This is a genomic window from Streptomyces sp. HUAS TT11, assembly GCF_051553595.1.
Classification (GTDB): Bacteria; Actinomycetota; Actinomycetes; order Streptomycetales; family Streptomycetaceae; genus Streptomyces.
Genome location: NZ_CP196184.1, coordinates 9,403,762 through 9,425,738 on the forward strand (window position 1 = coordinate 9,403,762; position 21,977 = coordinate 9,425,738).

Below are 21,977 nucleotides of genomic sequence, written 5' to 3' on the forward strand. Positions count from 1 at the left end.
GCGCAGCGGTCACTCATTCCTTGGTCGCGCCGGCGAGCATCCCGGACACCAGGGCGCGTTGGGAGAAGAGGAAGAGGACCAGCACCGGCAGGATGGCGATGACGATGGCGAGGGCGAGCTCCGGAATGGTGATGTCGAGACCCGCGCCTGCCACCGGGTTGAACGACGGTGTGGACGACAGCAGTTGGTTCAGACCGACCTGGATCGGGAATTCGTCGCTGTTCGGGAGCACGAGATAGGGCAGGAAGAAGTTGTTCCAGTTGCCCACGAAACTGAAGAAGGCGACGAGTCCGATGACGGGCTTGGCCAGCGGCAGAGCGATCCGGATGAACAGTTGCCATTCGGAGCAGCCGTCGATGCGGGCCGCGGCGAGCAGGTCGCGGGGCATGCTGGTGGCGAAGTAGATGTACACCAGGTACACCCCGAACGGGTAGAACGAGAACGGCAGGATCACCGACCACGCCGTGCCGATCAGGTGGAACTTGTTGAGTTCGAGGAAGATCGGCAGCACGAGCGTCGCCGATGGCATGATCATCGTGACCAGGGTGATGGCGAGCAGTGCTTTGCGGCCGCGGAACCGGGTCAGAGCGAGCGCATAGCCGGCCGGAACGCTGGTGAGCAGGGTCAGGACCAGTGAACCGCCCGCGTAGACGGCCGAGTTGCGCAGCCAGGTCAGAACGGCGCCGTTCTCGAAGGAGAACAGGTGCCGCCAGGCGTCCCCGATCCGGCCGAACGAGCCGAAGGACAGAGGATTGTCGTGGACGATCTGCCCGGCCGTCTTGCTCGGTGCGAGGAGCAGCCAGATCACGGGCAGTACGAAGAACACCAGCAGGACGGCGAGGAGCAGGCCGACGATCACGGCGGATGCGGCTCGCGAGGGCGTGGTGCGGACGCGCATGGGCGCCGGGTTCCAGGTCATTTCTCATCCAAGGTGAACATGTTCGAACGCCACACCAGCAGGCCGGCGCAGAGCAGGCCCAGCATCAGGAGGAAGACGGAGATGGCGGCGGCGCCGTTGAAGTCGCCCTGCTGGAAGGCGTAGACGTAGGCGAGCTGGTTGGGGGACCAGGTCGGGCTGACCCTGCCCAGGCTGGCGGTCTGCAGCAGTTGCGGCTCGACGAACAGCTGGGTGCCGGCGGCGAAGGCGAGAATGGTCATGTAGGTGATCCATTGCCGGATCATGGGGATCTGAATGGACCAGGCGGTGCGCCAGGGCCCCGCACCGTCGATGCGGGCGGCTTCGATCACCTCGTCGGGGATGTTGTTCAGCGCTCCGTACATCACCACCATCCAGCCTCCGGCACCGGTCCAGAAGGCGATCAACATGAAGATCACCGGGAGGTTGCCGGGGGACAGGACGGCGGCGAAGCTGTCCATCCCCAGCGCCCTGAGCAGCCAGGAGACGGGGCTGACGTCCGGGTCGAGCATGAACAGCCAGACCAGGACGCTCGCCACCCCCGCGAGGGCGCCGGGGATGTAGTAGAGGAACCGCAGGAGCGCGGAGACCGACGTGCGCAGACGGCTGCGCAGGACGACGGCCGTGAGCACCGTCAGCACGACGAGTGCCACCAGCCAGAGCAGCAGGTACACCAGGATGTGGCCGAACGCGGGCAGGAAGCGGTAGTCCTGCGCGACCCTGGTGAACTGGTTGATGCCGGTGAACTGACCGTGGTCGTTGGTGAACGCCAGGTAGAAGGCGTAACCGGTGGGGAAGACACCGAAGACGAGCAGCAGCAGGGTGTAACCGGCGACGAAGAGACAGCCCGCGGTGCCGCCCCGCCGCCGCGGCTGCACGCCGCGGCGGGGTGGGGCGGCGACGGTGACGGGCTGGGAGTCCAGCAGCGTCATCGGTCGGTCACCTTGTATCCGTTGGCCTTGGCCTGGTCGCTGATGGCCTTCTGCCAGGCCGGCAGCGTGGACGCGAGCGACTTGCCACCGGTCAGGGCGGGCAGGACGACGCTCGACCAGGAAGTGGCGTCGGAGAACTTAGTGTTGGACCAACCGGTCCACACCTCGTCGGCCGCCTGCTGGAAGGGCCCGCTGACGTCGTCGGCGAAGTAGTCGCTGTTGGCCGGGTTGGCCAGCCACGCCTTGGCGGCGGGTGCATAGGCCGGGTACGTGGGGGCCGAGGCCTGGTTCTCGTTGGACGTGGTCAGCCAGGTCACCAGGTCGGTGGACGCCTTGAGGTTGGCGCTGTGCGAGGAGACCATCCAGACTCCGCCACCGACGTTACCCGTGCTCGCGGTCGTCTCGCCCGGCCAGGTCAGGGGCGGTGCCGCCGCTATCTGCTTGGCGGGAGTGTGGAACGCGGCCTTGAACACATACTGGCCGTACCAGGACGGCCCATAGGCCATCAGGACCTTCGAGCCGCTGCTCTTGGCGAAGCCCTGGCTGAAGAAGCCCTGGGTGGTGACGGCCTTGGCGGAGATCAGCTTGTCCAGCAGTGTCGCCATCCGGGTGCACTTGGGGTCCTGGAGGTTCACCCGCAGCGTGTCCGCCTTGGTCAGGTTGAACGCCGGGCACTGGCTGGACCAGAAGTACGACTCGTGGGAGTTGGTGTCGCCCACGGAGCCGACGAGGTATCCGGGGTGCTCCTTGGCGACCTTCTGTCCCAGGGTTTCGTACTCCGCCCAGGTGGTGGGGGGCCGGTAACCCCACTTGTCCATGAGGGCCTTGTTGTACCAGAGGACGACCTGTGCGATGTCGTTGCGCATGCAGTAGGTGTGTCCGTTGAACCGGCACGGGGTCAGTGAGCCCTTGGCGAAGCCGTCCAGGGTGGTCTTGGGGACGAGTTTGTCGTCCAGTGGCGCGGCGAACGGGGTGGCGCCGGGCTTGGTGGGGGCGGAGGCCCAGGTGACGTCCGTGGGAGTGCCGAAGACGACGTCGGGCCAGCCCTCGCCGGTACGGTCGAACAACTGGACCTTCGTCTGGAGGTAGGTCGAGCCGTCGGCACCACCGTCGTAGGTGACGATCTTCATCTTCACGTCCGGGTGCGACTTCTGGTACGCCTGCACCGACGGCAGACGCGTGGAGTCGGCCCAGACGGTGATCTGTGAGCCGGTCTTCTGGGCGACGGGCTTGAACGCGGACGTGCCGCTCTTGGCGGCGGGTCCGGTGGAGGGGTCGGCGCTCGCGCATCCGGCCAGCACCGTGGCGCTGGCCACGGCGCAGGCCACGGCGACGGCGCGAACCGATGCGGCACGCCGGCCGGTTCTTGCAAAACGGGAAGACGTCATCGTCTTGCCTTTCGTGGTTCGGGATCGTGCGGAGTCGGGTGGGGCGCGGTCAGCGGGGCTGTTCCACGAACCGCTGGAGCTCGTCGCCGTAGCCGAAGTCGAGGGGCAGGGAGATGCCCGGCCCGGTGGGTGCGTGCACCAGACCCCGGTCGTCGACGTGACGCTCGCGGACGACGGTGGTGGAGGTGACCAGCGACTCGTAGAAGGTCGTGTTGGAGATGGCCATGCACAGGTGGTGGTTCGGGATGTCGGAGCCGTGCACCTCGGCGCGCAGCCGGAAGGCGTCGGCCAGATGGGCGGTGCGCATGGCACCGGTGATGCCGCCGCGCAGGGTGGTGCTGGCCCGTACTCCGAAAGTGGCGGCTCCGCTCTTGATGAAGTCGGCGGAGTTCATGTGGGCGCCGTCGGAGGTCTCGGCGACCAGCAGCGGTACGGTGACGGAGGAGGCGAGCCGCTGGTATGCGCTGATGCTGAACTCGCGCATCGGCTCCTCGTACCAGAGGTAGTCCGCCTCGGCCAGGGCGTGGCCGAGGTAGATGGCGTCCGGGAGATCGAAGCCGGCCGAGCCGTCGTACATCAGTGGGATGTCCGGTCCGACGCGGTCGCGCAGGGCCTGGCACAGTGCGGCGTCCTTGCGGGCGTCACCCCAGGCGTGCAGTTTGATGCCGCGGTAGCCCAGCTCGAGGCACTGGTCGGCGACGGAGAGGAACTCCTCGGTGGTGGCGAAGGTGGAGGTGGAGGCGTAGGCGGGAATGGCGTCGCGGAAGCCGCCGAGCAACTGCCACACGGGGCGGTTGTGCACCCGTCCCGCCAGGTCCCACAGCGCCACGTCGATCAGGCCCAGCGCGGGCAGGGGCAGTTCGTGGATGCGGTCGAGTTCCCAGACGCGGTGCCAGAGCCATTCGCGCTGAAAGGGGTCCGCTCCGAGGAGTTCGTCCCGGAAGACCCGGTCGACCAGATCCCGCAGGGTGACGGCCGCTCCCGGCCGTGCGAACACCGCCACCCCCTCGGCGCCTTCGTCGGTGCCTATGTGCAGGACCGCGCCGTCGCCCACCGGGGCGCTGCCACTGAGGCCTTGCCGCCAGAAGAAGGGCGGGTCGGCCGCGGGGACGTCGATCGGGTGGACTTCGACATGTGTGATCTTCATTGGCGCTTTCTGTTCCTGTGGTGGAGTACGACAGGCCGGGAGGAGACCGCGGTGGCCTAGAAGCCGCCGTAGGCCTGCAGCTCGTAGATGCTGCCGCCGTTCCAGCTCGAGGCCGTGACGGTCAGACGCAGGTAACGGGCGTCGACCGGCGTGTCGGCGAAGGAGTAGTTGGCCTGTGCGGCGGTGTAGCCGGCCGTGTGGTCCTCGAACGTGGACCAGTGGACACCGTCGGCCGAGTACTCCAGGAGGTACTTGTAGCCGCTGGGCTTCTCGAACGTCGTGACCACGCCTGAGACGGTGGTCACCTTGCCCAGATCGACCTGGATCCAGGACGGGTCGGGCAGGCCGAGCCCCTGGGCCCAGCGGGTGGACAGGTTGCCGTCGACGGCGAGTTCGGGGGTGTTGGGATCGGAGAAGGAGGAGACGGTGACCGGCGCCTTGAGGGCGAGGTCGGTATCGGCCGGCATGGTGATCGGCGCCCCGGGACTGGGCTCGGAGGCGTTGAGCGCGGCGTCCCTCGCCACGACCGCGAAGGTGTACTCCTTCTCGGGGGACAGGCCGCCGACCCGCACCTGCGTCTTGTCGGTGACGGCGATGCGCTTGCCGTCCTGGTAGACGGCGTAGCTGGTGACGCCCTGGTCGTCCGGTGCGGCCGACCAGCTCACGTCGGCGACGCTGGGCAGCAGGGGGGTGACACGGGGGCGCTCCGGTGCGTTCGGCGCGGTGTGATCGCCGCTCGGCGGCAGGGCGCTGCCGTACGCCTGGAGTTCGTAGATGCTGCCGCCGTTGAAGTTGGACCCGGTGACGGTGAGCCGCACGTACCGGCCGTCGGTCTCCTTGGCCGCGGCGGAGTAGTTGGTCTGCTCGGTGGTGTCACCGCCGGTGTGGTCGTCCAGGGTGGTCCAGTGCACCTCGTCGGGGGAGACCTCGATGCGGTACCTGTAGCCGCTGCTCTTCTCGAACGTGGTGATCACGCCGGAGACGTCGTACTGCGCCCCCAGGTCGACCTGGATCCAGGACGGGTCGGGCAGACCGAGGCCCTGGGCCCAGCGCGTGGACAGGTCGCCGTCCACGGCGAGTTCGGGGGTGTTGGGATCGGAGTAGGAGGAAACCGTCAACGGCTTGTGCAGCGCCAGGTCTTCGCCGGACGGCATGGTGACCGTGAGCGGCGGACTCGGCTGCGAAGCGTTGCCCGCCGCGTCCCGTGCGGTGACGGTGAAGGTGTACGTCTTGCCGGCCGTCAGGTTCGGGACGCGCACGGAAGTGCCCTTGGATGCACTGACGAGCGTGCCGTCCCGGTAGACCGCGTATCCCGTGACGGCGGTGTCGTCGGTAGCCGCCGGCCAGGTCAGGTCCGCCGCGGTGGGGAAGTCGGTGACGGCGCCGGGCTTGCCGGGGGCGGTCGGTGCCTTGCGGTCACCGGGCTCCGGATCGGGGTCGAGGTGCCGGTAACGCGGCTGAAGGCCCGCGTTGTCGACGATGGACGCGGGAAGCTGCTCGCATCCGTCGACGGTGGTGTTGTTCAGGATCGTGTCGTCGGTGCTGTTGAACTGGGCACCGAACTTCGGTGTGGTCGTGAAGTTGTAGTCGGCTGTGATGTCCATGCCGTGGTTGAGGAGCAGCCACTGGTAGGCGATGTTGCAGAAGGCATTGCCGGTGGTGTGCCAGTAGCGGCTGCCCTCGTCCTGGTAGATCGCGCCGTAGGCATGCTCGGGGATGTTCCGGATGTAGTTGCCCGAGACGATCCCGCCGGGGTTGGCGCTGAGGGTGTAGATCGCGCCGCCGTCGGCCTGCGACTTCATGATGTCGCTGATCTCGTTGTCGGTGATCTTGTTGTCCCGGGCGGTGGTCGGGGTGTCCCAGACGGGTACGCCCGAGTTGCCCGGGTAGTTGCTGTCGCCGCCCTTGTCGGTCAGCCCCCAGCCCCAGCCGACCGAGATGCCGCTGTAGGGCAGGTCGTACACCTTGTTGTGGCTGATGACGGTGTGGTCGGTGTAGCCGGCGAAGATGCCGAGCGAACCGTTGTACTGGTCGGCGACGTGGGTGACCACGTTGTTGTCGACGGTGTTGTCCTTGGTGATGTCCCGCGGGTCGTCCGGGTGGGCGTCGATGACGTCGGTGCCGCCGACCTGGATACCGGTGCCCGCGATCTGCTTGAAGACGTTGCCCCTGATCTCGGTGCGCTGGGTTCCGGTGTTGAGGTTGAGACCGGCCGCGCCGAGGTGCGTGAACGTGTTGTCCTCGAAGCCGACGTCGTGGCCGTGGCTGACGTTGACCGCGCCGGGGGTCTTGACCCACTTCAGACGGGTGGAGTCGAAGTCGGGGTTGTCGTCGCCGACGATGCGGAAGCCGGCCTGCCCCTCGATCAACCCGTCGTCGGAACTCGGCGCCAGCCAGGTCGAGTAGGAGAAGGTGATGCCCTTGAAGGAGACGTTGCCGACCGGGTGGCCCGCGGTCCCGTTCAGGTCCACGAGGTCCTGCACCCTCGGCACCGTGACGGTCGCCGTCGAGAGGTCCTGGCCCTTCTTGGGCATGTAGTAGAGGGTGCCCTCGCTCTTGTCGAGGTACCACTCACCCGGGGTGTCCATCAACTCCCGGGCGTTCTCCAGCCAGGTCGGGTTCTGGATCTCCTGACCTTCGTGGAGGTTGGCGTTGTGGAAGCAGGGCTGCTGGATGGTCATCGTGGTGCCGGATATGGACTGCACGGGGCAGCGCATCATCATCCAGCCCCACTTGCTGACGACCTCCATGTCGGACTGGTTCTTGTACGTGTCCAGGCCGGTGTCGGTGATCTTGTAGCCGGTGGACGTCTTGGAGAAGCCGGGCGGATTCTCCTGACCTCGTGCTCGCGTCTCCAACTCGCCGTCGACGTACAGCTGTCGGGTGTCGAGGTCGCCCACGTGGGCCTTGTACACCGTGTGGCCCGCGTCGACCGGGGTCCAGCCGGTGACCCGGGAGCCACCGCTGATCACCGGGTGGGCGGCCGGTGCCGCCTCGTAGACGATGCGATGGCCGTTGGTGCCCGAGTCGCGGGAGGTCAGGGTGAAGGTGTCGGACAGCCGGTAGGTGCCCGACAGCAGCTCGACATCGATGTCGCGGTGCATGTCGCGGTTGATGCCACGAACGAAGTCCCGCGCGTGTTCCAGCGTCTTGAACGGATGCTGCGCACCGCCCGTCCCGGTGTCGCGGCCGTGGTCGGGCGAGACGTAGACCTTCAGCGGGGGTGGCCCCGGGTCCGCGGCCGCCTGGGCCTGGACCGCTGTGAGCGGCAGCGCGGCAACGGCCAGCGAGAGGGCCGCGAGCGCGCTTCTTCGTCGGGAACGGCGAGGAGGGGGTGAGGACATGGACATGGGAATCCAATCGCCTGGCGAGGTGAAGGGAGTGGACGACCCGGAACTCGGCAGGGTCGTCCAGGCAATGGACGGCTCATTCCTTGGGCCCCGCCGGGGGACCTCGGTCAGGATGCGGAGGTCACCGGCGGGGTGGTCTCAGTGGGGCCGGCGCCGTCCCGGTGCTCCGAGGCGTCGGCGGCGTCGGTCCGGGAGGCGACGTTGAACAGGCGGTCGCGGATGCGGCGCTCGAACTGGTGCCGTGTGGTCGCGATGTGCTCGTCCATCAGCTCGGCGGCCCGGTCGGGGTCTCCGGAGGCGATGGCCTCTGCGACGGCCACGTGCTGGTGGCCCGCCACTTCCAGGGATCCGGGTGTGTCACCGTGGAAGAGCAGCACATCGGACTGGGCGGCCAGGCGCCGGACGTTGGCGACGCTGGATCGCAGGAAGACATTGTGGGCGGCGACACCGACGGCGTCGTGGAACTGCTTGTCGGCCGCGGCGAAGGCGTCGACGTTGTTCTCCCGGCCGGCGTCCAGGGAACGTTCGGCGCGCTCCCTGATGTCGCGCACCTCGATCGGGGTGGCCTGGGCCGCCGCCCGGCGTGCGGTCTCGGATTCGATGAGTGTGCGGTAGTCCAGGAGCATCAGCACATGCTCCATGCTGGTGGGCTGAAAGTGCGTCAGGTGGTCCTCGGCCAGACCGCCGGGTGATTCGGCGACGAAGATGCCCGCACCCCGTCGGACGCTCAGGCGTCCGAGGGCGGCCAGCACCTTGACCGCCTCGCGGGTGACGTTGCGCGAGGTGCCGAGGATCTCCGCGAGCCCGGCTTCCGTGGGCAGCCGGTCACCGGGGCGCAGGTCCTGCTCGCCGATATAGGCGAGGAGCTGCTCGGCGACCAGTTCGTATCCCGGCCGGTAACGCCCGGTCGTATCGCCGCTCTTGGCCGAGACCTTGCGCTCTTCAGACACGGGAACACCCTCCAGACCCACGATGAATCAGACTCATTTGCGGGGTCACTATGGCATCGCGTGGGCCGACCGGCAAGAGTCCTACTCATCAATGTGGCCCTGGGACCCGCCGACTTGGGGATCATGAGGAGATTTTACCGACCAAAGCGGCTGGGCGGTGTTCACTTGATTGCGCGACGAGCCCCGAGATGCTTATGGTCCGTCCGGTCCGGCCGACCCCGGATGTCAAATGAATCTGATTACTTGAGGCGTGTTCCGGTCGTCCGGCGGCGGGACGAGGCCACGCACGGCGGACCACATCACCCGGAGTCCACCGATGCCGGTCGGCCGTCGACGAAGGCACGGCCGACCTGAGGCCGCGTTCGAAAGGCTGACACATGCAACGATTCGCAGCGGTCATCCGGCTGAAGCCGGAGAAGGAAGAGGAATACCGCCGCCTGCACGCCGACTGCTGGCCGGGAGTGCGGTCAGCGCTCAAACGGGCCCACATCGGCAACTACTCGATCTTCCTGCGGGACGGACTGCTCTTCAGCTACTTGGAGTACAGCGGCGACAACTACGCCGAGGACACCGCCGTCATCGCCGACGACCCGGTCAGCCGCGACTGGTGGGCCCTCACCGACCCCTGCCAGCAACCCTTGGACAGCGCCGCCGACGGCGAGTGGTGGGCCCCGGCCGAGGAGGTCTTCCACCTCGATTGACGCGGACGCCGACCGAGCACGGGACCGGCGCACCCCGACCCCGGCCCGAGCCGGAAGGGGCGGAGCGCCGGCCGTCCACCCATCACCTGCCACGACACAAGGGGCGAGTGTGCGCATCGACGCTCATCACCACCTCTGGGACCTGGACGTACGCGACCAGCCCTGGACCCGCACGATCCCCGTGCTGCGACACAGCTTCACCATGGACGACCTTCGACCGGAACTGCACCGATCCGCCGTCGACGCCACCGTGGTCGTCCAGACCCTCCCGACCCCGGAGGAAACCCCCGAACTCCTCGCGCTCGCCGCGCGGGACCCGCACATCCGGGCCGTCGTCGGCTGGACCGACCTGACCCACCCCACGATCACCGATCACCTTTCCGAACTGCGCGCGCATCCAGGCGGAGCAGCCCTCGCCGGCATCCGCCACGGCGTCCAGGACGAGCCCGACCCGCAGTGGCTGAACCGCCCGGACGCCCGGCGCGGTCTGGCCGCCGTGGGCGCGGCCGGCCTCGCCTACGACCTGCTCGTCCGTCCGGACCAACTGCCCGCGGCCGTACGGACCGTACGTGAGATGCCCGACGTGCGCTTCGTCCTGGACCACGCAGGCAACCCCGAGATCGCACCGGACGGCCTGGAACGATGGACCGCCCTCCTGGCCGGACTCGGCCACTGCGACAACGTCGCCGTCAAACTCTCCGGGCTGGTGACCCGCGCCCCCGCACCCCATGCGCCGTCCCTGCGTCCCTACGCCGACGTACTCCTGGAGCAGTTCGGCCCCGAACGGCTGATGTTCGGATCCGACTGGCCGGTCTGCCTGCGTGCCACCGACTACGCCGGCACCGTGGCCGTCGCCGAATCACTGACAGGAGCGCTCAGCACCGACGAGAGCGCCCAGGTGTACGGCGGCACCGCGGCACGCTGGTACGGAACGGACACATGAACGCACGCACGATCGGCCGCACCCAGGTACGCATCAGCCCACTCGGCTTCGGCGCGGCCCCCCTGGGCAACCTCCACCGCGCCGTCGACGACGACGCGGCACTGACCACGATCGAGGCCGCGTGGGCGGAGGGTGTACGGCACTTCGACACGGCTCCCCACTACGGGCTCGGACTGTCCGAACGCCGACTGGGCCGGGCACTTGCACACCGGCCACGGGAAGAGTTCACCCTCTCCACCAAAGTGGGCCGGGTGCTGGAGCCCCACCCGCACCCCACCGGCTCCGACCTGCCGGCAGGCGGCTTCGCCGTGCCCGACACCTTGATCCGGCGCCCGGACTACTCCCGCGACGGTGTTCTGCGCAGTCTGGAGGCGAGTCGTGCTCGGCTCGGGCTCGACCGCATCGACATCGCCTACATCCACGATCCCGACGAGCACATGGACACCGCCGTCGCACAGGCCGTGCCCGCCCTCACCGAACTGCGCCGACAAGGAGTCATCGGTGCCGTCGGCGTGGGCATGAACACGGTCGCACCACTGATGCGCTTCGTCACCGAGACCGACGTGGACGTGGTGATGGTGGCAGGCCGCTGGACCCTCGCCGACCGGACCGCGCTGCCGCTCCTGACCGAGTGCGCCCGGCGAGGGGTGTCCGTCGTCGCCGCCGCACCCTTCAACTCCGGTCTCCTCAGCGACCCCGACCCTTCGGACGGCGCCTACTTCGACTACCGGCCGGCACCTCCCGACCTGCTGACCCGAGCCCGCGCCCTGGCACACGTCTGCCGGCGCCACGCGACGGTGCTGCCGCACGCGGCCGTCCGCTTTCCCCTGCGGCACCCCGCCGTGGCAGGCGTCGTCGCCGGATTCCGTACGCCGCAGGAAGTACGCTCCGCGGCCCGCTGGGCCGCACACGACCTTCCCTCCCGGGCCTGGGAGGAATTGGAAACCATCGCCGCCGGCCCTCCGAAATCCGCAACGGTGCACACCGGCGAGGACCCATCCCGGCAACGCCGAAAGCATGGTCGGTGACGGGCACGCCCCGAGTGCCGACCCGCGGTGCTTCGCCGGGCGCCGGGGCCGCGCCCGTCACACCCCCGTCGCGAGCGATCCGCGGCTGTCGGCCGTGGCACTCAGCGCATGGTCCATGAATCGCCGTGGAGCCGGTGGAAGGCTGCGGGAGGCAAGCCAGGCGATGCCGATGTCGCGGGCGGCGTCGACATCGGTCACCTCCAGGTAGCGGATGGGCAGCAGCGGGTTGCCTGCCGCAGCAGTGCTCTCGGACGAGGCGGGGATCAGAGAGACGCCGAGGCCGGCCGCCACCAGCCCGCGCAGGGTCTCGACCTCCTCGCCCTCGAAGCCGACGAGAGGTGCGAAGCCGGCCTGGCGGCACAAGGTCTCGGTGACGCCGCGCAGCCCGTAGCCGGTCTTGAGCACGATGAACGGTTCCTCGGCGAACTCGGCCAGACGGACCCGGCGGCGCTGAGCCATGCGGTGGCGCGCGGGGACGGCGAGCCACAGCGGTTCGACGAGCAGGCGACGCCAGGCGATCAACGGATGGCCGGGATCCTTGCTGGTGACGGTCAGGTCCGCGGTGGCGCCCAGAAGGTGCTGGGCCAGTCCGATCTCACCGTCCTGATGGAGTTCGAACCGGACCTCCGGGAAGGACTCTCGGAAGCCGGTGACCAGTCTCGGCACGAGCCATGTGCCCAATGTGTGCAGAAAGGCCACCGACACGACCCCCGCGTCGGGGTCGACGACCTCGGCGACGGCCCGCAGGCCCCGGTCGTAGCTGTCCAGCACGGAGTCGACGTACTCCTTGAACACACGTCCCGCCGGGGTGAGTTGGAGGACGCGGCCGACACGCTGGAAGAGTTCCGCGCCGGCCTCCTTCTCCAGCCGGTTCAGGGCCCGCGACAGGGCGGGCTGGGTGATGTGCGCCTCCGCCGCCGCATCGGTCACCGTCGCACCCTCGGCCACGGCCTGGAAGGAGCGCAGTACCTGGAGATCCATTTCCTCATTCTCACATCGCGTCGCTCGAAGGGACGATCACCGTGGTGTGCGCACGACCGGATGCGGCATGGAGCGAGCCCGCGGTCACGGCATCGCAGAGTTCCTCCGCAGACGTGATGACCCTCTCCCAGTCAGGCTGTTCCGCTCCCCGCAGGGTCGGCTCACGGCGGGCGTGCTCTCCCGCTCTGCGCGCGTCGGCCAGTTGCCGGTACGCGGCGCGACGCAGGGCCTGGCGTTGAACGGGGCCGACAGTGGGGGACAGGTCCCGGTAGCGGTGGGCGGCGGCCAGCGCCGCCTCGGTCCTGCTGTCGGCACGGCTGCCGGCGGAGCGGGGCCAGGCGACGAAGTGGACGACGAGCACCAGGGCGGCGGCCAGCGCGGTGTCCAGGATGCGCGCACCGTAGAGCGCACGGTGATCACCCAGCAGGTCGACGAGGACGAACACCACCGCCGTCAAGCCCGTGGTGGCAAGCGCGTAGTGGTGGCGCACCCCGACGGCCATGAGCGCACCGAAGAACGCCACCACGCCGATGAACGCGTATGTGCTGTGGACCGCCGTCGACACCGCCCCGATGGCCGCCACGCCCACCACCGTCCCGACACATCGGTGCAACGCCCGGCGGAACACCGGGCCGAAATCCGGCTTGTACACGAAGGCCACGGTCATGGGCAGCCAGAAGGCGCGAGGGCTGTGCAGGAGGCCGGCGCACACCTGCGCGGCCAGCACGCACAGGGCGAGCAGAACGGCGTACCGCAACTGTGCCTGCCGGGCCGGACGTGGAGAGGCCGGGGCGTCCAAGGCGGTGTCCACCCGATCCGCGTCGGCCGTCACGCTCAGATGCGCCAGGGCGCGCAGCCCCGCTGAGTCCGCCGTGAAGTCCGGCAGCACGGGGTCGGCCCCGTCCTTGCGGTCCGGCAGCAGCCGAGCCGACATCACCAGCGGCATCCGGGTCACGGCCGCCGGGAGCGGGCGTGCCTCCCACTGGAGCGTGGTCACCGCCTCGCCCAGCGGGACGGCGAGCCGGAACGCTCGGAGCAGCGCCTCGACCTGCGTACCCGGCGCCTGTCGCCGGGCGGCCGTCAGGTGCCGGTCCATCGCCTGGTGGGCATTGTCGAGGGCGTCCGTGAGCCGCCGCCGGGTCTCGGCGGCGCCGGGGGTACCGGCCGCCGCCAACGCCGTGGACGCGGCACGGAATACGGCGAGGAGAGCGGCACGCTCGATGTCGTGCCGGCGCCACAGCCAAGGGGCCGCCGACAGGACCAGGACGAAGCCCACGCCTGCGGACAGCGCGAGGGGCGCCTGCCACCAGGGCCCCGGCACCGGGATCCCGCTGCCGATCGTCGCGCCGAGCAGAAGGTGCATGCCCGCCACCGACCAGGTCCGCCCGCGCAGACCGATCACCCCCGCGACCAGCGCCGCCACGACCAGACAGGCCGTCACGGCCACCGACGGCCCACTGCGCAAAGCGAGTTCACCGACAGCCAGGCCCAGCGAGGCCGACAGCCCCAGCGCGACGAACCGCCGCACCCGCGACCGGTAGGGGTCCGAACCGTCCTGTCCCACGGCCCACAGGGCGCCGATGGCCGCGATCACGGAAGGGACGACCCGACCCGTCTGTACGCCGACGAGGAGCGGCGTGGCGAGCGCGACGGCCCCCCGCACCGCCGCCGCGAGCGGCAACGAGGAGAGCGGTCGGCCGACGGCACGCAGCAGTCATGCCGGCGCGGGCGTTCCCGGTGAGGGGCCGGGGCCGGTCCGCATCGCCGCTGTCATGCGGCTGTTCCACCTTTCGTGGTGCGATGGCGAAGGAGCGGCCGTGGTCTCGGTCGTGGCGACGGCATACGCCGGCAAGCGGTCCCGCTCGACCGCCCATCTGCGTGGCAGAGCGCTTCAGACAGCAATGATCGGTGGGTAGGCCGGGACCCACATGGCGGCACGCACCCGCTGCTCGATGGTGCCGTCGACGGGACGATGGGCCACACCGTCGTGCGCGGCGGCGCGTGCCACGGCCACCGCCACGGCCACCGACGTCTCGTGCAACTCGTCCATGGGGGGCAGGACGGGCGCACCGGGGCCGGTGTCGTCGATCTGTCCGGCCACGGCGTCGGCAGCCGCGGCGAGCATGTGGTCGGTGACACGATCGGCGCCGGCGACGATGGCGCCCAGCCCCAGACCGGGGAAGACAAGGGCGTTGTTGGCCTGGCCGATCCGGTAGGTGACTCCGTTGTGCTCGACCGGGTCGAAGGGGCTCCCGGTGGCGATCAGGGCGCGGCCGTCGGTCCAGGCGAGCAGGTCACCGGGGACGGCCTCGGCGAGCCGGGTGGGGTTGGACATGGGCAGGATGATCGGGCGCCGCGTGTGTGCGGCCATGGTGCGGGCGATGTCCTCGGTGAAGGCGCCGCCTTGGCCGGAGGTGCCGATCAGGACGGTCGGGCGCACCCGCCTGACCACTTCGGCGAGCGGGATTCCGCTTGGATCGTCGGCGCCCTGCCAGTCGGCCACCTCGACCGCCGGGCGGGCATAACGGGTCTGGAAGTCGCGCATGCCCTGCTGTCCTTGGGTCAGCAGACCGTATCGGTCGACGGCCCAGATGCGGGCGGCGGCCTGTTCGGGTGAGAGTCCGTGGGCGGTGAGGGCGTCGTGCAGCTGGTCGGCGACGCCGATACCGGCGGTGCCGGCGCCGAAGACGACGACGCGATGGTCCGTCAGGGGGATGCCGCTGGCCCTGACGCCGGCGAGCAGGGCGGCGAGGTTTACCGCCCCGGTGCCCTGGATGTCGTCGTTGAACGTGAAGATCGTCTCCCGGTACCGGTCAAGGACACGGCGGGCGTTGGCCGGGCCGAAGTCCTCCCAGTGCAGCATGGCGCCCGGGAAGAGCTTGGTCGCCGCGGTGACATAGGAGTCGATGAAGGCGTCGTAGGCCGCCCGGTCGACGCGTTCATGGCGGTTGCCGAGGTACAGCGGGTCCTCGAGGAGTTCCCGACGATTGGTGCCGACGTCCAGCATCACCGCCAGTGTGCGGCCCGGATCGATGCCTGCGGCGGCGGTGTAGACGGCGAGCTTGCCGACGGCGATGTCGATGCCGCCCACGCCCCAGTCGCCGATCCCGAGAACGGCCTCGCCGTCGGTGGCCACGATCAGGTCCACGTCGCCCGTACTCAGCCCCGTCGCCTTGAGCGACCGCTCGATGTCCTCGGGGGAGTCGACCGACAGATAGACGCCGGCGGGGCGCCGGTACTCGTAGCTGTAGCGCTCGATGGCGGTGCCGACGGTGGGGGTGTACACGATGGGCAGCATCTCGGCGAGGTGATCGCCGAGGAGCCGGTAGAACAGCACCTCGTTACGGTCGTGAAGTGCGGTCAGGTAGACGTTCTTCGCCAGGTCGCTGGGCTGAGCCCGGTACTGCTGGTAGGCGCGCACCGCCTGCTGGTCCTGAGTGAGGACCTGCGGTGGCATCAGCCCCACGAGATCCAGCTCCCGTCGCTCCTGCCGGGTGAACGCCGTACCGCGGTTCAGCCGGGGATCGGCCAGGACGGCACGCCCTCGGGCCTTCGTCTCCAGCCGCCCTTCCACGGCGTTCCACCTCGTCTTCATCCTCGACTCCCTGTCGGATCTCCGTATGGATGCAACCAGAGTCGACGCAGACGAAGCATGCGTCCAATGCCTGAAGCCCTCATGATTCATGCATGTGGCGCATTCCAGCACCTGACGTGCAGGTCTTCGCAGCAACACGGCCGGACCGACGGTGATCGCGGCAACCGGGACGGCAGGTCCGGGGCGAGGCACCAAGCATGGGCGTGGACGGGCCTTCCGCACGTGATCGAAGGCATCACACGCCCGCCTGTGCGGAGTCAGCGATCTCCGGAGGTGCTGTTGATGGAGGGCTCACGGGGCTCTGCCCGCATCGCTTCCCCCTCGGGCTGTCTTGCGAAGAGAGCGACTGTGATCAGAACAAGCAGGCCGAGCGCCACCACGTTGAGGATCTTGTCCATGGTGTTGTAGACCGACAGATGGCGCATGTGGAACGTGAGGTGCAGGACGTTGAACACGAGCCAGGTACAGGCCGTGATCTGCACCACCAGCATGTTGTGTGCGTACCGGATGGCGAACAGGCTCAGGACCGCCATGGCGAGGAACATGGCGCCGTCGTCCATGGCGAGATGCATGTTGTACGGGCCGAGCTGCGGGAGCCAGCTGCGCCCGAAGCCGGGGAAGTTGGCGTACCAGTTCTCCGGCGCGAAGTAGGCCCATCCTCCGGTGTAGGCGGCCACGAAGGCCAGGGCGGCCAGCAGTGTCCGTCGAAGTTTGATGCTCATACCGTTATGACGAGACGGACGGATGATTCGTGATGCGTCTGCGGACTGCCGTCAGCTCGCGGGGTGGACGACGACGGCGCCGATGCCGGCGCCGGCATCAAGGCGGCCCCCTCGGCCGGGCTGCCGTCGGTGTGGAGTCGCTCGAAGGCATACGTGCCCCCGGAGACGGCGCTCCGGCCGATGACGCAGGGGTCCTCGAGCATCTCTCTCGAAGGTCCTCATGTCCGCGATGCCCAGGCGGTGGTGGTGAGTACGACGCGCTGCCCGGGTTCCGTGGGAGCGGTCCATGCCTCCTCCATCTGCGCCAGTGGACGCGGCAGCGCGGCGACGGAAAGGGTGCCCTTGGAGAGTTCGGTCATCAGGGACGGCAGTTCGGCGATGATCCCGGCGGCGGTGACGGAACCCTGCCCGCTGCCCATGATCCGCAGATTGGCCGCGCGGAGGACGGTGGAGGGCAGGGTGATGTCCGGCCCCGCCGTGGAGCCGATCTGGATCCAGTCCAGTGGAGCGCTGCGGTCGGTCCTGCGGGTGAGCAGTGCGGGGACGGCCCGTTCGGTGGGAGCCCCCCAGGTGTAGTCGATGACGACGTCGACGTCCGCGGCGGCCTCGCCGAGCTTGCCGGCGGCCCGGGCCGGATCGCCCGCCAGTGAGACCACGTCGGTGGCGCCGAGATCGGTGAGCAGTTCCAGGCGCTTCGGGTCGCGTCCGGCGGCGACGACACGGTCCGCGCCCAGGTGGCGGGCGATCTGCACGGCCATCTGTCCGGCGTTCCCGGTCGCACCGAGCACCAGGACGCTCTGGCCGGAGCGGAACTCGATCCTGCGGCGCAACGCCACCCACGAGGACATGGCGGGGTTCATCGCGGCGGCGACGGTGACCGGATCGGCGTCGTCGGGCAGCGGCACCGAACGCCGAGGGTCGAGAAGTGCCTGTTCGGCCATCGTTCCGGGAGCGTCGCCTTCGGTCACGAAGTACACGCACCGACCGTCGGGGAGCCGGCCCACGCCGTCGACGCCGGGGATCAGGGGCAGACGCCCGTCGCTGGTGTAGTGGGTGCCGTCGGCGCCGGAGCGGACCCGGGGGTGCAGGCCGACGGCGAGCATGTCGACCAGGACCTGCCCCTCGGCAGGACGGGGGGTGGTGAATTCCTCGTAGCGGGGCGGGTTCTCGAACGAGCGCACGACTGCAGCATGCATGGTGACTCTTTCGGGGAGGGCGGGGGAAGGTGTGCCCGGAATTAGTACGTGGCACCAATCAAAGTAGTTTGTGTCACGTACTAAAGCAAGTGGTTTGTGTCGCGTACTACATCGCCTAGGATGGGGGCATGCCCGACGACCTCACCCCTGCCTCATCGCCATCATCGAGGGGCAACGACACGCCTGAGGCGGTTTCGCCCCCACCGGCGGACCGGGACGGGATCGGGGCGGCGGCACAGGTCGAGGACCTCGGGATCGTGGACAGCCTGGCCCAACTGTCGTTTCTGGTGCAGGCCGCGTTGGGCGGGGTCGCCGCCGAGCACGGACTGTCGATCATCCAACTGCGGCTGCTCGGCGTCCTGCGCGACCGCACGCCCGGGATGCAGGAACTCGCTCGTCATCTGGGGCTGGACAAGTCCAGCATGACCGGCCTCGTCGATCGCGCCGAACGTCGCGATCTGGTACGTCGTACCGCCTCGCCGCACGACGGGCGTGCCGTACTGGTAGCACTGACCCCGCAAGGGCATGAACTGGTCCGCCAGGGCGCCGCCGAGGCCGATCGGCGGATCCGCGCCCTCGCCGCGCATCTCACCGACGCGCAACGCTCCCAACTGTCCCGGCTCGCAAGCGCGCTCGTCGCCGGTCACATGGCTGTCTGACGCGCCGACGGTCGTTCGGCGAACGCTCGACGTGGTTGTGCTGGACGTCGGGGGCGTTCGTGACTCGCCTCGATCCTCACGCTCCGAACCGTGAGACGGGCCAAGGGTGCCCACCCGGCGCGCTGTCCGCCGGTCGTCCCGCCATCACGTAGTCGTGATACTCGGCCTGGACCATACCCACGTTGACCCACTTCTCGCGTAGTGCCCCCGTGACTTCTTCGGCTGCGGCGAGGGCGGCCGGAGGGCTGTCGCGCGTTGCGACGAGGCGCCCGAACTCCTCCTCGTCGTCGTCGGGGTCCAGCGGAGGGAATTCGACCACGTCGTTGAAGGTCTCGTGGCCGGCATCCTCCAGGGTGTGCAGGTAGATCTCGTAGCGGGTCCCGGCCGGTCGGACTTCGACGTAGCGGACACCGGGACGATCGTGTGACGAGGTGGGGCCGAGGAACTGCTCGATCGACCGGCCTCTTCTGAGGGCTCCCAGGGCGAAGGTCTCTGCCAGATAGCGCACGTGACAAGCGTATGGGCCCTCGCTCGCGCCGCGGCAGGCGACTCCGGCCCGATGCATTGACGTGCTCCCGGGGTGGCTCGGGGGCGGGCCCGCACGCGTCCCGCCCCTCCCGCGCAGCCTCGTCATCGGGTGCGGGGCGGGAGGGGGGCCGGGGCGTGAAATTGCCCGCCCGCACTGCGCTGACGTGCACGAACGGGTCGACATGTGACGCGTCGCGGGAGTGATTCTGCCGCCTGCCTGCGATGCTTTACTCATCTGCGACTAGTTACATAATGTACTTTATGCCGGACTTGCCCGCCCGCGGGCCCGAGGTACTCGTCCCGCTGTTCGACCAGGTGGTCGAGGAGAGCGGCGCCCATGGCGGACTGCTCATGCTGCTCCCGCCGGGCGAGCCCATGCTCTTCGCCGCGCTCCTCAGCGGCTTTCCCGCCAAGTACGCCGGCCCGTGGACCCGGATCTGGCTGCAGTCGAACTTCGCCATCGCCCGGTCCGCACGCGAGCGCCGGCAGATCTGGATGGGCCCGAACGAGCGGGCACTGCTCTACCCCGAGTCGGCCGTCGCGGCACCGTACCCGTACGCCGTCGTCGATACGCCCCTGGTCACCGGCGACACCTTGTGGGGCGTCCTCAACCTCCTCTGGCCCGGTTCCCATCCGTCCGAGCCCGATCCGGAGGAACTGAAGGTGGTCGACGCGGGAGCCCATCGACTGAGCAAACTGCTCAACCGGTGCGCCGAGGACGGGCGCCCTGTGCGGGCGCACCGCCGGCCGCTCATCGTCCCCCGGCAGGAAGCGAACCGCTACAGGGCAGACGAAGCGCGTGCGGGTGCCCAGTTCGCGGAGAGGCTCCCCGGCGGCGGTCTGGGGATGAATCTGGAGGGCGAAGTCACCTTCGTCACCGCCGCCGCCGCGGAGCTCCTCGGTACCTCGACAAGCGACTTGATCGGGGCGCTGCCCTGGGAGGCCCTGCCCTGGCTGGGCGATCTCATGTATGAGGACAGCTACCGTAGGGCTCTGTTCACCCGGCTGCCGACCTCGTTCACCGCGCTGCGACCCCCCGATGTCTGGCTGTCCTTCCGCCTCTTCCCCGGGGCCTCCGGTATCAGCGTCCGGATCCAGCGCACCGCGGCCCCCGCCGAGAATGCGATCCCGGGTATCGCGGCACGCAGGGCCGAGGCCGCGGCGCTCACGCCGTCGACGGACGAGGCACCCACCCGGGTCGGCTCTCTGTACCACCTGATGCAACTGGCAACCGTCCTCAGCGAGGCCGTCGAAGTGCAGGACATCGTCAAGATCGTGTGCAGTCCCGTGATGTCCGCTTTCGACGCCGAGGGGATCGCCCTCCTCACCGTGGACGGGGCAAGGCTGCGACTCCTCGGCCACCGGGGACTCACCGAGGAGGCCACCCGGATGATCGACGGTCGCCTGGTGGACACCACCACCCCCGCCGCCCGTTGCATTCTCGAACAGGAGGCGCTGTTCTTCTCGAGTCCGCAGGAGATGGACCACGCCTTCGCCGGCTGGTCGGACCGCAGTCGCTTGTCCGCTTTCGCACTGATGCCCCTGACAGCGTTGGGGCGCCCGGTCGGCTGTGTAGCGTTCGGCTACCGTGAGCCGCACCGGTTCGGCTCGGGCTACCGAACCCTGTTCACCTCGCTGTCGGGGCTGCTCGCGCAGGCACTCGACCGGGCCCAGCTCTACGACACCCAACATCAACTCGCCCGACGGCTCCAGGACTTGCTGCTCCCCGCGGCATTGCCCGAGATCCCGGGTCTTCAGGTCGCCGCGCGCTATCGGCCCGCGACCCGAGGAGTGGAGATCGGGGGCGACTTCTACGATCTCATCCGGCTCGACTCCGGCTGCGCGGCCGCGATCGGCGACGTCCAGGGGCACAACGTGACCGCCGCAGCCCTCATGGGTCAGGTCCGCACCGCCGTGCACGCCACCGCGGGCGCCCGCCCCGACGAGGTGCTCACCCGCGCCAACAAGCTGCTCACGGACCTGGACGCCGGGCTCTTCACCAGTTGCCTCTACGCCCACGTCGACTTCGCCGCTCACCGTGCCGTGTTGGCCACCGCAGGGCATCCACCGCCCCTGCTGCTGGATCCCGAGGGGCAGGTCACCATCCTGGACGTGCCCCCGGGACCGCTTCTCGGCATCGAGCCGGGCGCCCTCTACACCCCGATGGAGATACCTCTGCCGCCCGGCAGCGCTCTGCTGCTCTACACCGACGGACTGGTCGAGACCCCCGGGACCGACATCGACGTCTCACTGGCGGAGCTGGCCGACCACCTGCAACGAGCAGCCGGGTCGCCACCGGACGCCATAGCCGACGGACTGCTCGGCCAGGCACCCGGCTCCACCGCGGGCACCGACGACGTGGCGTTGATCCTCATCCGCCGTGAAGACGATCACCACTAGACCGAGGAGAGCGGCACCAGGAGGCGTTCGCCTTGTGCACCTCGCCGGAGATCGCTGCTCGGTCCGGCGCAGCGCGCCCGATGCATGCTCCCGGCTGTCCGCTCAGCCGTGGTCGAGCGAGCTCGGTGACCCGCGGAGTTTGCTCGCGTGCCGCTTCGGCGGGGCGCCGAACATACGGCGGTACTCCCGGTTGACGGTGCTGAAGGCAGCTCCTGAGGACGTCGACTGGTTCTACCTCGTGCCCGCGGGAGAATTCGGTGCGCACAACCCCGGCAGCCGGACTGGTCAGTACCGCGTCAGCAGCACATCCCAGGTGACCGACGGCGAAGGCCGCTGAGTGCTCGGAGTTGAGGACTATGCGTACTGAGGCATCCACGCGTTTGTCAACGACGTTCAGCGCCCCGTACCGCTGATGCACCTGGGACCGCCGCTGGCTCCGTGCCGAAGTCCGCACCGCAGCAGGCAACTTGCGCCCGGCAGATGTGTCGAGCGGGCCCCTTCGGCGCCGCCACGTGCGCCGGACTTCGGACGTATGAGGGTC

The 21,977-nt window shown here is 69.1% G+C and carries 17 protein-coding genes; 5 read left to right on the forward strand and 12 right to left on the reverse strand.

The genetic code is table 11. The features are described from left to right. Positions 1-13 precede the first annotated feature (13 nt). From ACSHXN_RS42315 to ACSHXN_RS42340, 6 genes are all read right to left on the reverse strand, one after another. A complete protein-coding gene (locus ACSHXN_RS42315) occupies positions 14-919 on the reverse strand; it encodes a carbohydrate ABC transporter permease (RefSeq protein ID WP_438306296.1) in 906 nt (301 codons plus the stop codon). Further along, positions 916-1,848, reverse strand: a complete 933-nt coding sequence (locus ACSHXN_RS42320) for a carbohydrate ABC transporter permease (protein WP_355138776.1) — start codon at positions 1,846-1,848, stop codon at positions 916-918. Before ACSHXN_RS42320 ends, ACSHXN_RS42315 begins: the two co-directional genes overlap by 4 nt. Beyond that, complete coding sequence (locus ACSHXN_RS42325; RefSeq protein ID WP_355138778.1) at positions 1,845-3,236, reverse strand: ABC transporter substrate-binding protein; 1,392 nt, start codon at positions 3,234-3,236, stop codon at positions 1,845-1,847. The genes ACSHXN_RS42320 and ACSHXN_RS42325 overlap by 4 nt, the downstream gene beginning before the upstream one ends. Before the next feature lie 49 nt (positions 3,237-3,285). After that, positions 3,286-4,383 carry an enolase C-terminal domain-like protein gene (locus tag ACSHXN_RS42330; protein ID WP_355138780.1) on the reverse strand — a complete coding sequence of 366 codons (1,098 nt, stop codon included), beginning with the start codon at positions 4,381-4,383 and terminating at the stop codon, positions 3,286-3,288. Positions 4,384-4,439: 56 nt separating this feature from the next. After that, entirely contained in the window at positions 4,440-7,727 is a 3,288-nt protein-coding gene (locus ACSHXN_RS42335) for a discoidin domain-containing protein (protein ID WP_355138782.1), read from the reverse strand. Between the two features lie 113 nt (positions 7,728-7,840). Continuing rightward, positions 7,841-8,683, reverse strand: a complete 843-nt coding sequence (locus tag ACSHXN_RS42340; protein ID WP_355138784.1) for a FadR/GntR family transcriptional regulator — start codon at positions 8,681-8,683, stop codon at positions 7,841-7,843. Positions 8,684-9,060: 377 nt separating this feature from the next. Between ACSHXN_RS42340 and ACSHXN_RS42345 the strand changes: the two genes are divergently transcribed. The 3 genes from ACSHXN_RS42345 (at position 9,061) to ACSHXN_RS42355 (ending at position 11,355) form a co-directional block, all read left to right on the forward strand. Beyond that, complete coding sequence (locus ACSHXN_RS42345) at positions 9,061-9,384, forward strand: L-rhamnose mutarotase (protein WP_438306297.1); 324 nt, start codon at positions 9,061-9,063, stop codon at positions 9,382-9,384. Between the two features lie 109 nt (positions 9,385-9,493). Continuing rightward, the gene (locus tag ACSHXN_RS42350; protein WP_438306298.1) at positions 9,494-10,327 is read left to right on the forward strand and encodes an amidohydrolase family protein; all 834 of its coding nucleotides are present in this window, start codon (positions 9,494-9,496) and stop codon (positions 10,325-10,327) included. Beyond that, positions 10,324-11,355, forward strand: coding sequence for an aldo/keto reductase (locus ACSHXN_RS42355; protein ID WP_438306299.1), 1,032 nt, complete (start codon positions 10,324-10,326; stop codon positions 11,353-11,355). The genes ACSHXN_RS42350 and ACSHXN_RS42355 overlap by 4 nt, the downstream gene beginning before the upstream one ends. A gap of 57 nt (positions 11,356-11,412) precedes the next feature. Here ACSHXN_RS42355 and ACSHXN_RS42360 read toward each other — a convergent pair whose 3' ends face one another. The 5 genes from ACSHXN_RS42360 to ACSHXN_RS42380 form a co-directional block, all read right to left on the reverse strand. Then, on the reverse strand, positions 11,413-12,336 hold the full coding sequence (locus tag ACSHXN_RS42360) for a LysR family transcriptional regulator (RefSeq protein ID WP_438306300.1): 924 nt from the start codon (positions 12,334-12,336) through the stop codon (positions 11,413-11,415). Positions 12,337-12,346: 10 nt separating this feature from the next. Beyond that, positions 12,347-14,017: an FUSC family protein gene (locus ACSHXN_RS42365; protein ID WP_438306301.1), complete on the reverse strand. Its 1,671-nt coding sequence runs from the start codon at positions 14,015-14,017 to the stop codon at positions 12,347-12,349. Between the two features lie 210 nt (positions 14,018-14,227). Then, positions 14,228-15,931 carry an NAD-dependent malic enzyme gene (locus ACSHXN_RS42370; RefSeq protein WP_438306302.1) on the reverse strand — a complete coding sequence of 568 codons (1,704 nt, stop codon included), beginning with the start codon at positions 15,929-15,931 and terminating at the stop codon, positions 14,228-14,230. Between the two features lie 257 nt (positions 15,932-16,188). Continuing rightward, positions 16,189-16,653, reverse strand: a complete 465-nt coding sequence (locus tag ACSHXN_RS42375; protein WP_438306303.1) for a hypothetical protein — start codon at positions 16,651-16,653, stop codon at positions 16,189-16,191. 218 nt (positions 16,654-16,871) lie between these two features. Further along, positions 16,872-17,849 (reverse strand): quinone oxidoreductase family protein, encoded by a 978-nt coding sequence (locus tag ACSHXN_RS42380; RefSeq protein WP_438306304.1) that lies wholly within the window; start codon positions 17,847-17,849, stop codon positions 16,872-16,874. A gap of 128 nt (positions 17,850-17,977) precedes the next feature. Here ACSHXN_RS42380 and ACSHXN_RS42385 point away from each other — a divergent pair, with 128 nt between their 5' ends. Beyond that, a complete protein-coding gene (locus tag ACSHXN_RS42385) occupies positions 17,978-18,508 on the forward strand; it encodes a MarR family winged helix-turn-helix transcriptional regulator (protein WP_438306305.1) in 531 nt (176 codons plus the stop codon). Between the two features lie 76 nt (positions 18,509-18,584). On the opposite strand, the gene ACSHXN_RS42390 is transcribed toward ACSHXN_RS42385, so the two are convergent. Next, entirely contained in the window at positions 18,585-19,016 is a 432-nt protein-coding gene (locus ACSHXN_RS42390; protein WP_356293334.1) for a hypothetical protein, read from the reverse strand. A 281-nt stretch (positions 19,017-19,297) separates the two neighbouring features. On the opposite strand from ACSHXN_RS42390, the gene ACSHXN_RS42395 reads away from it, so the two are divergent. After that, positions 19,298-21,436 (forward strand): PP2C family protein-serine/threonine phosphatase, encoded by a 2,139-nt coding sequence (locus ACSHXN_RS42395; protein ID WP_383357442.1) that lies wholly within the window; start codon positions 19,298-19,300, stop codon positions 21,434-21,436. Positions 21,437-21,977 lie beyond the last annotated feature (541 nt).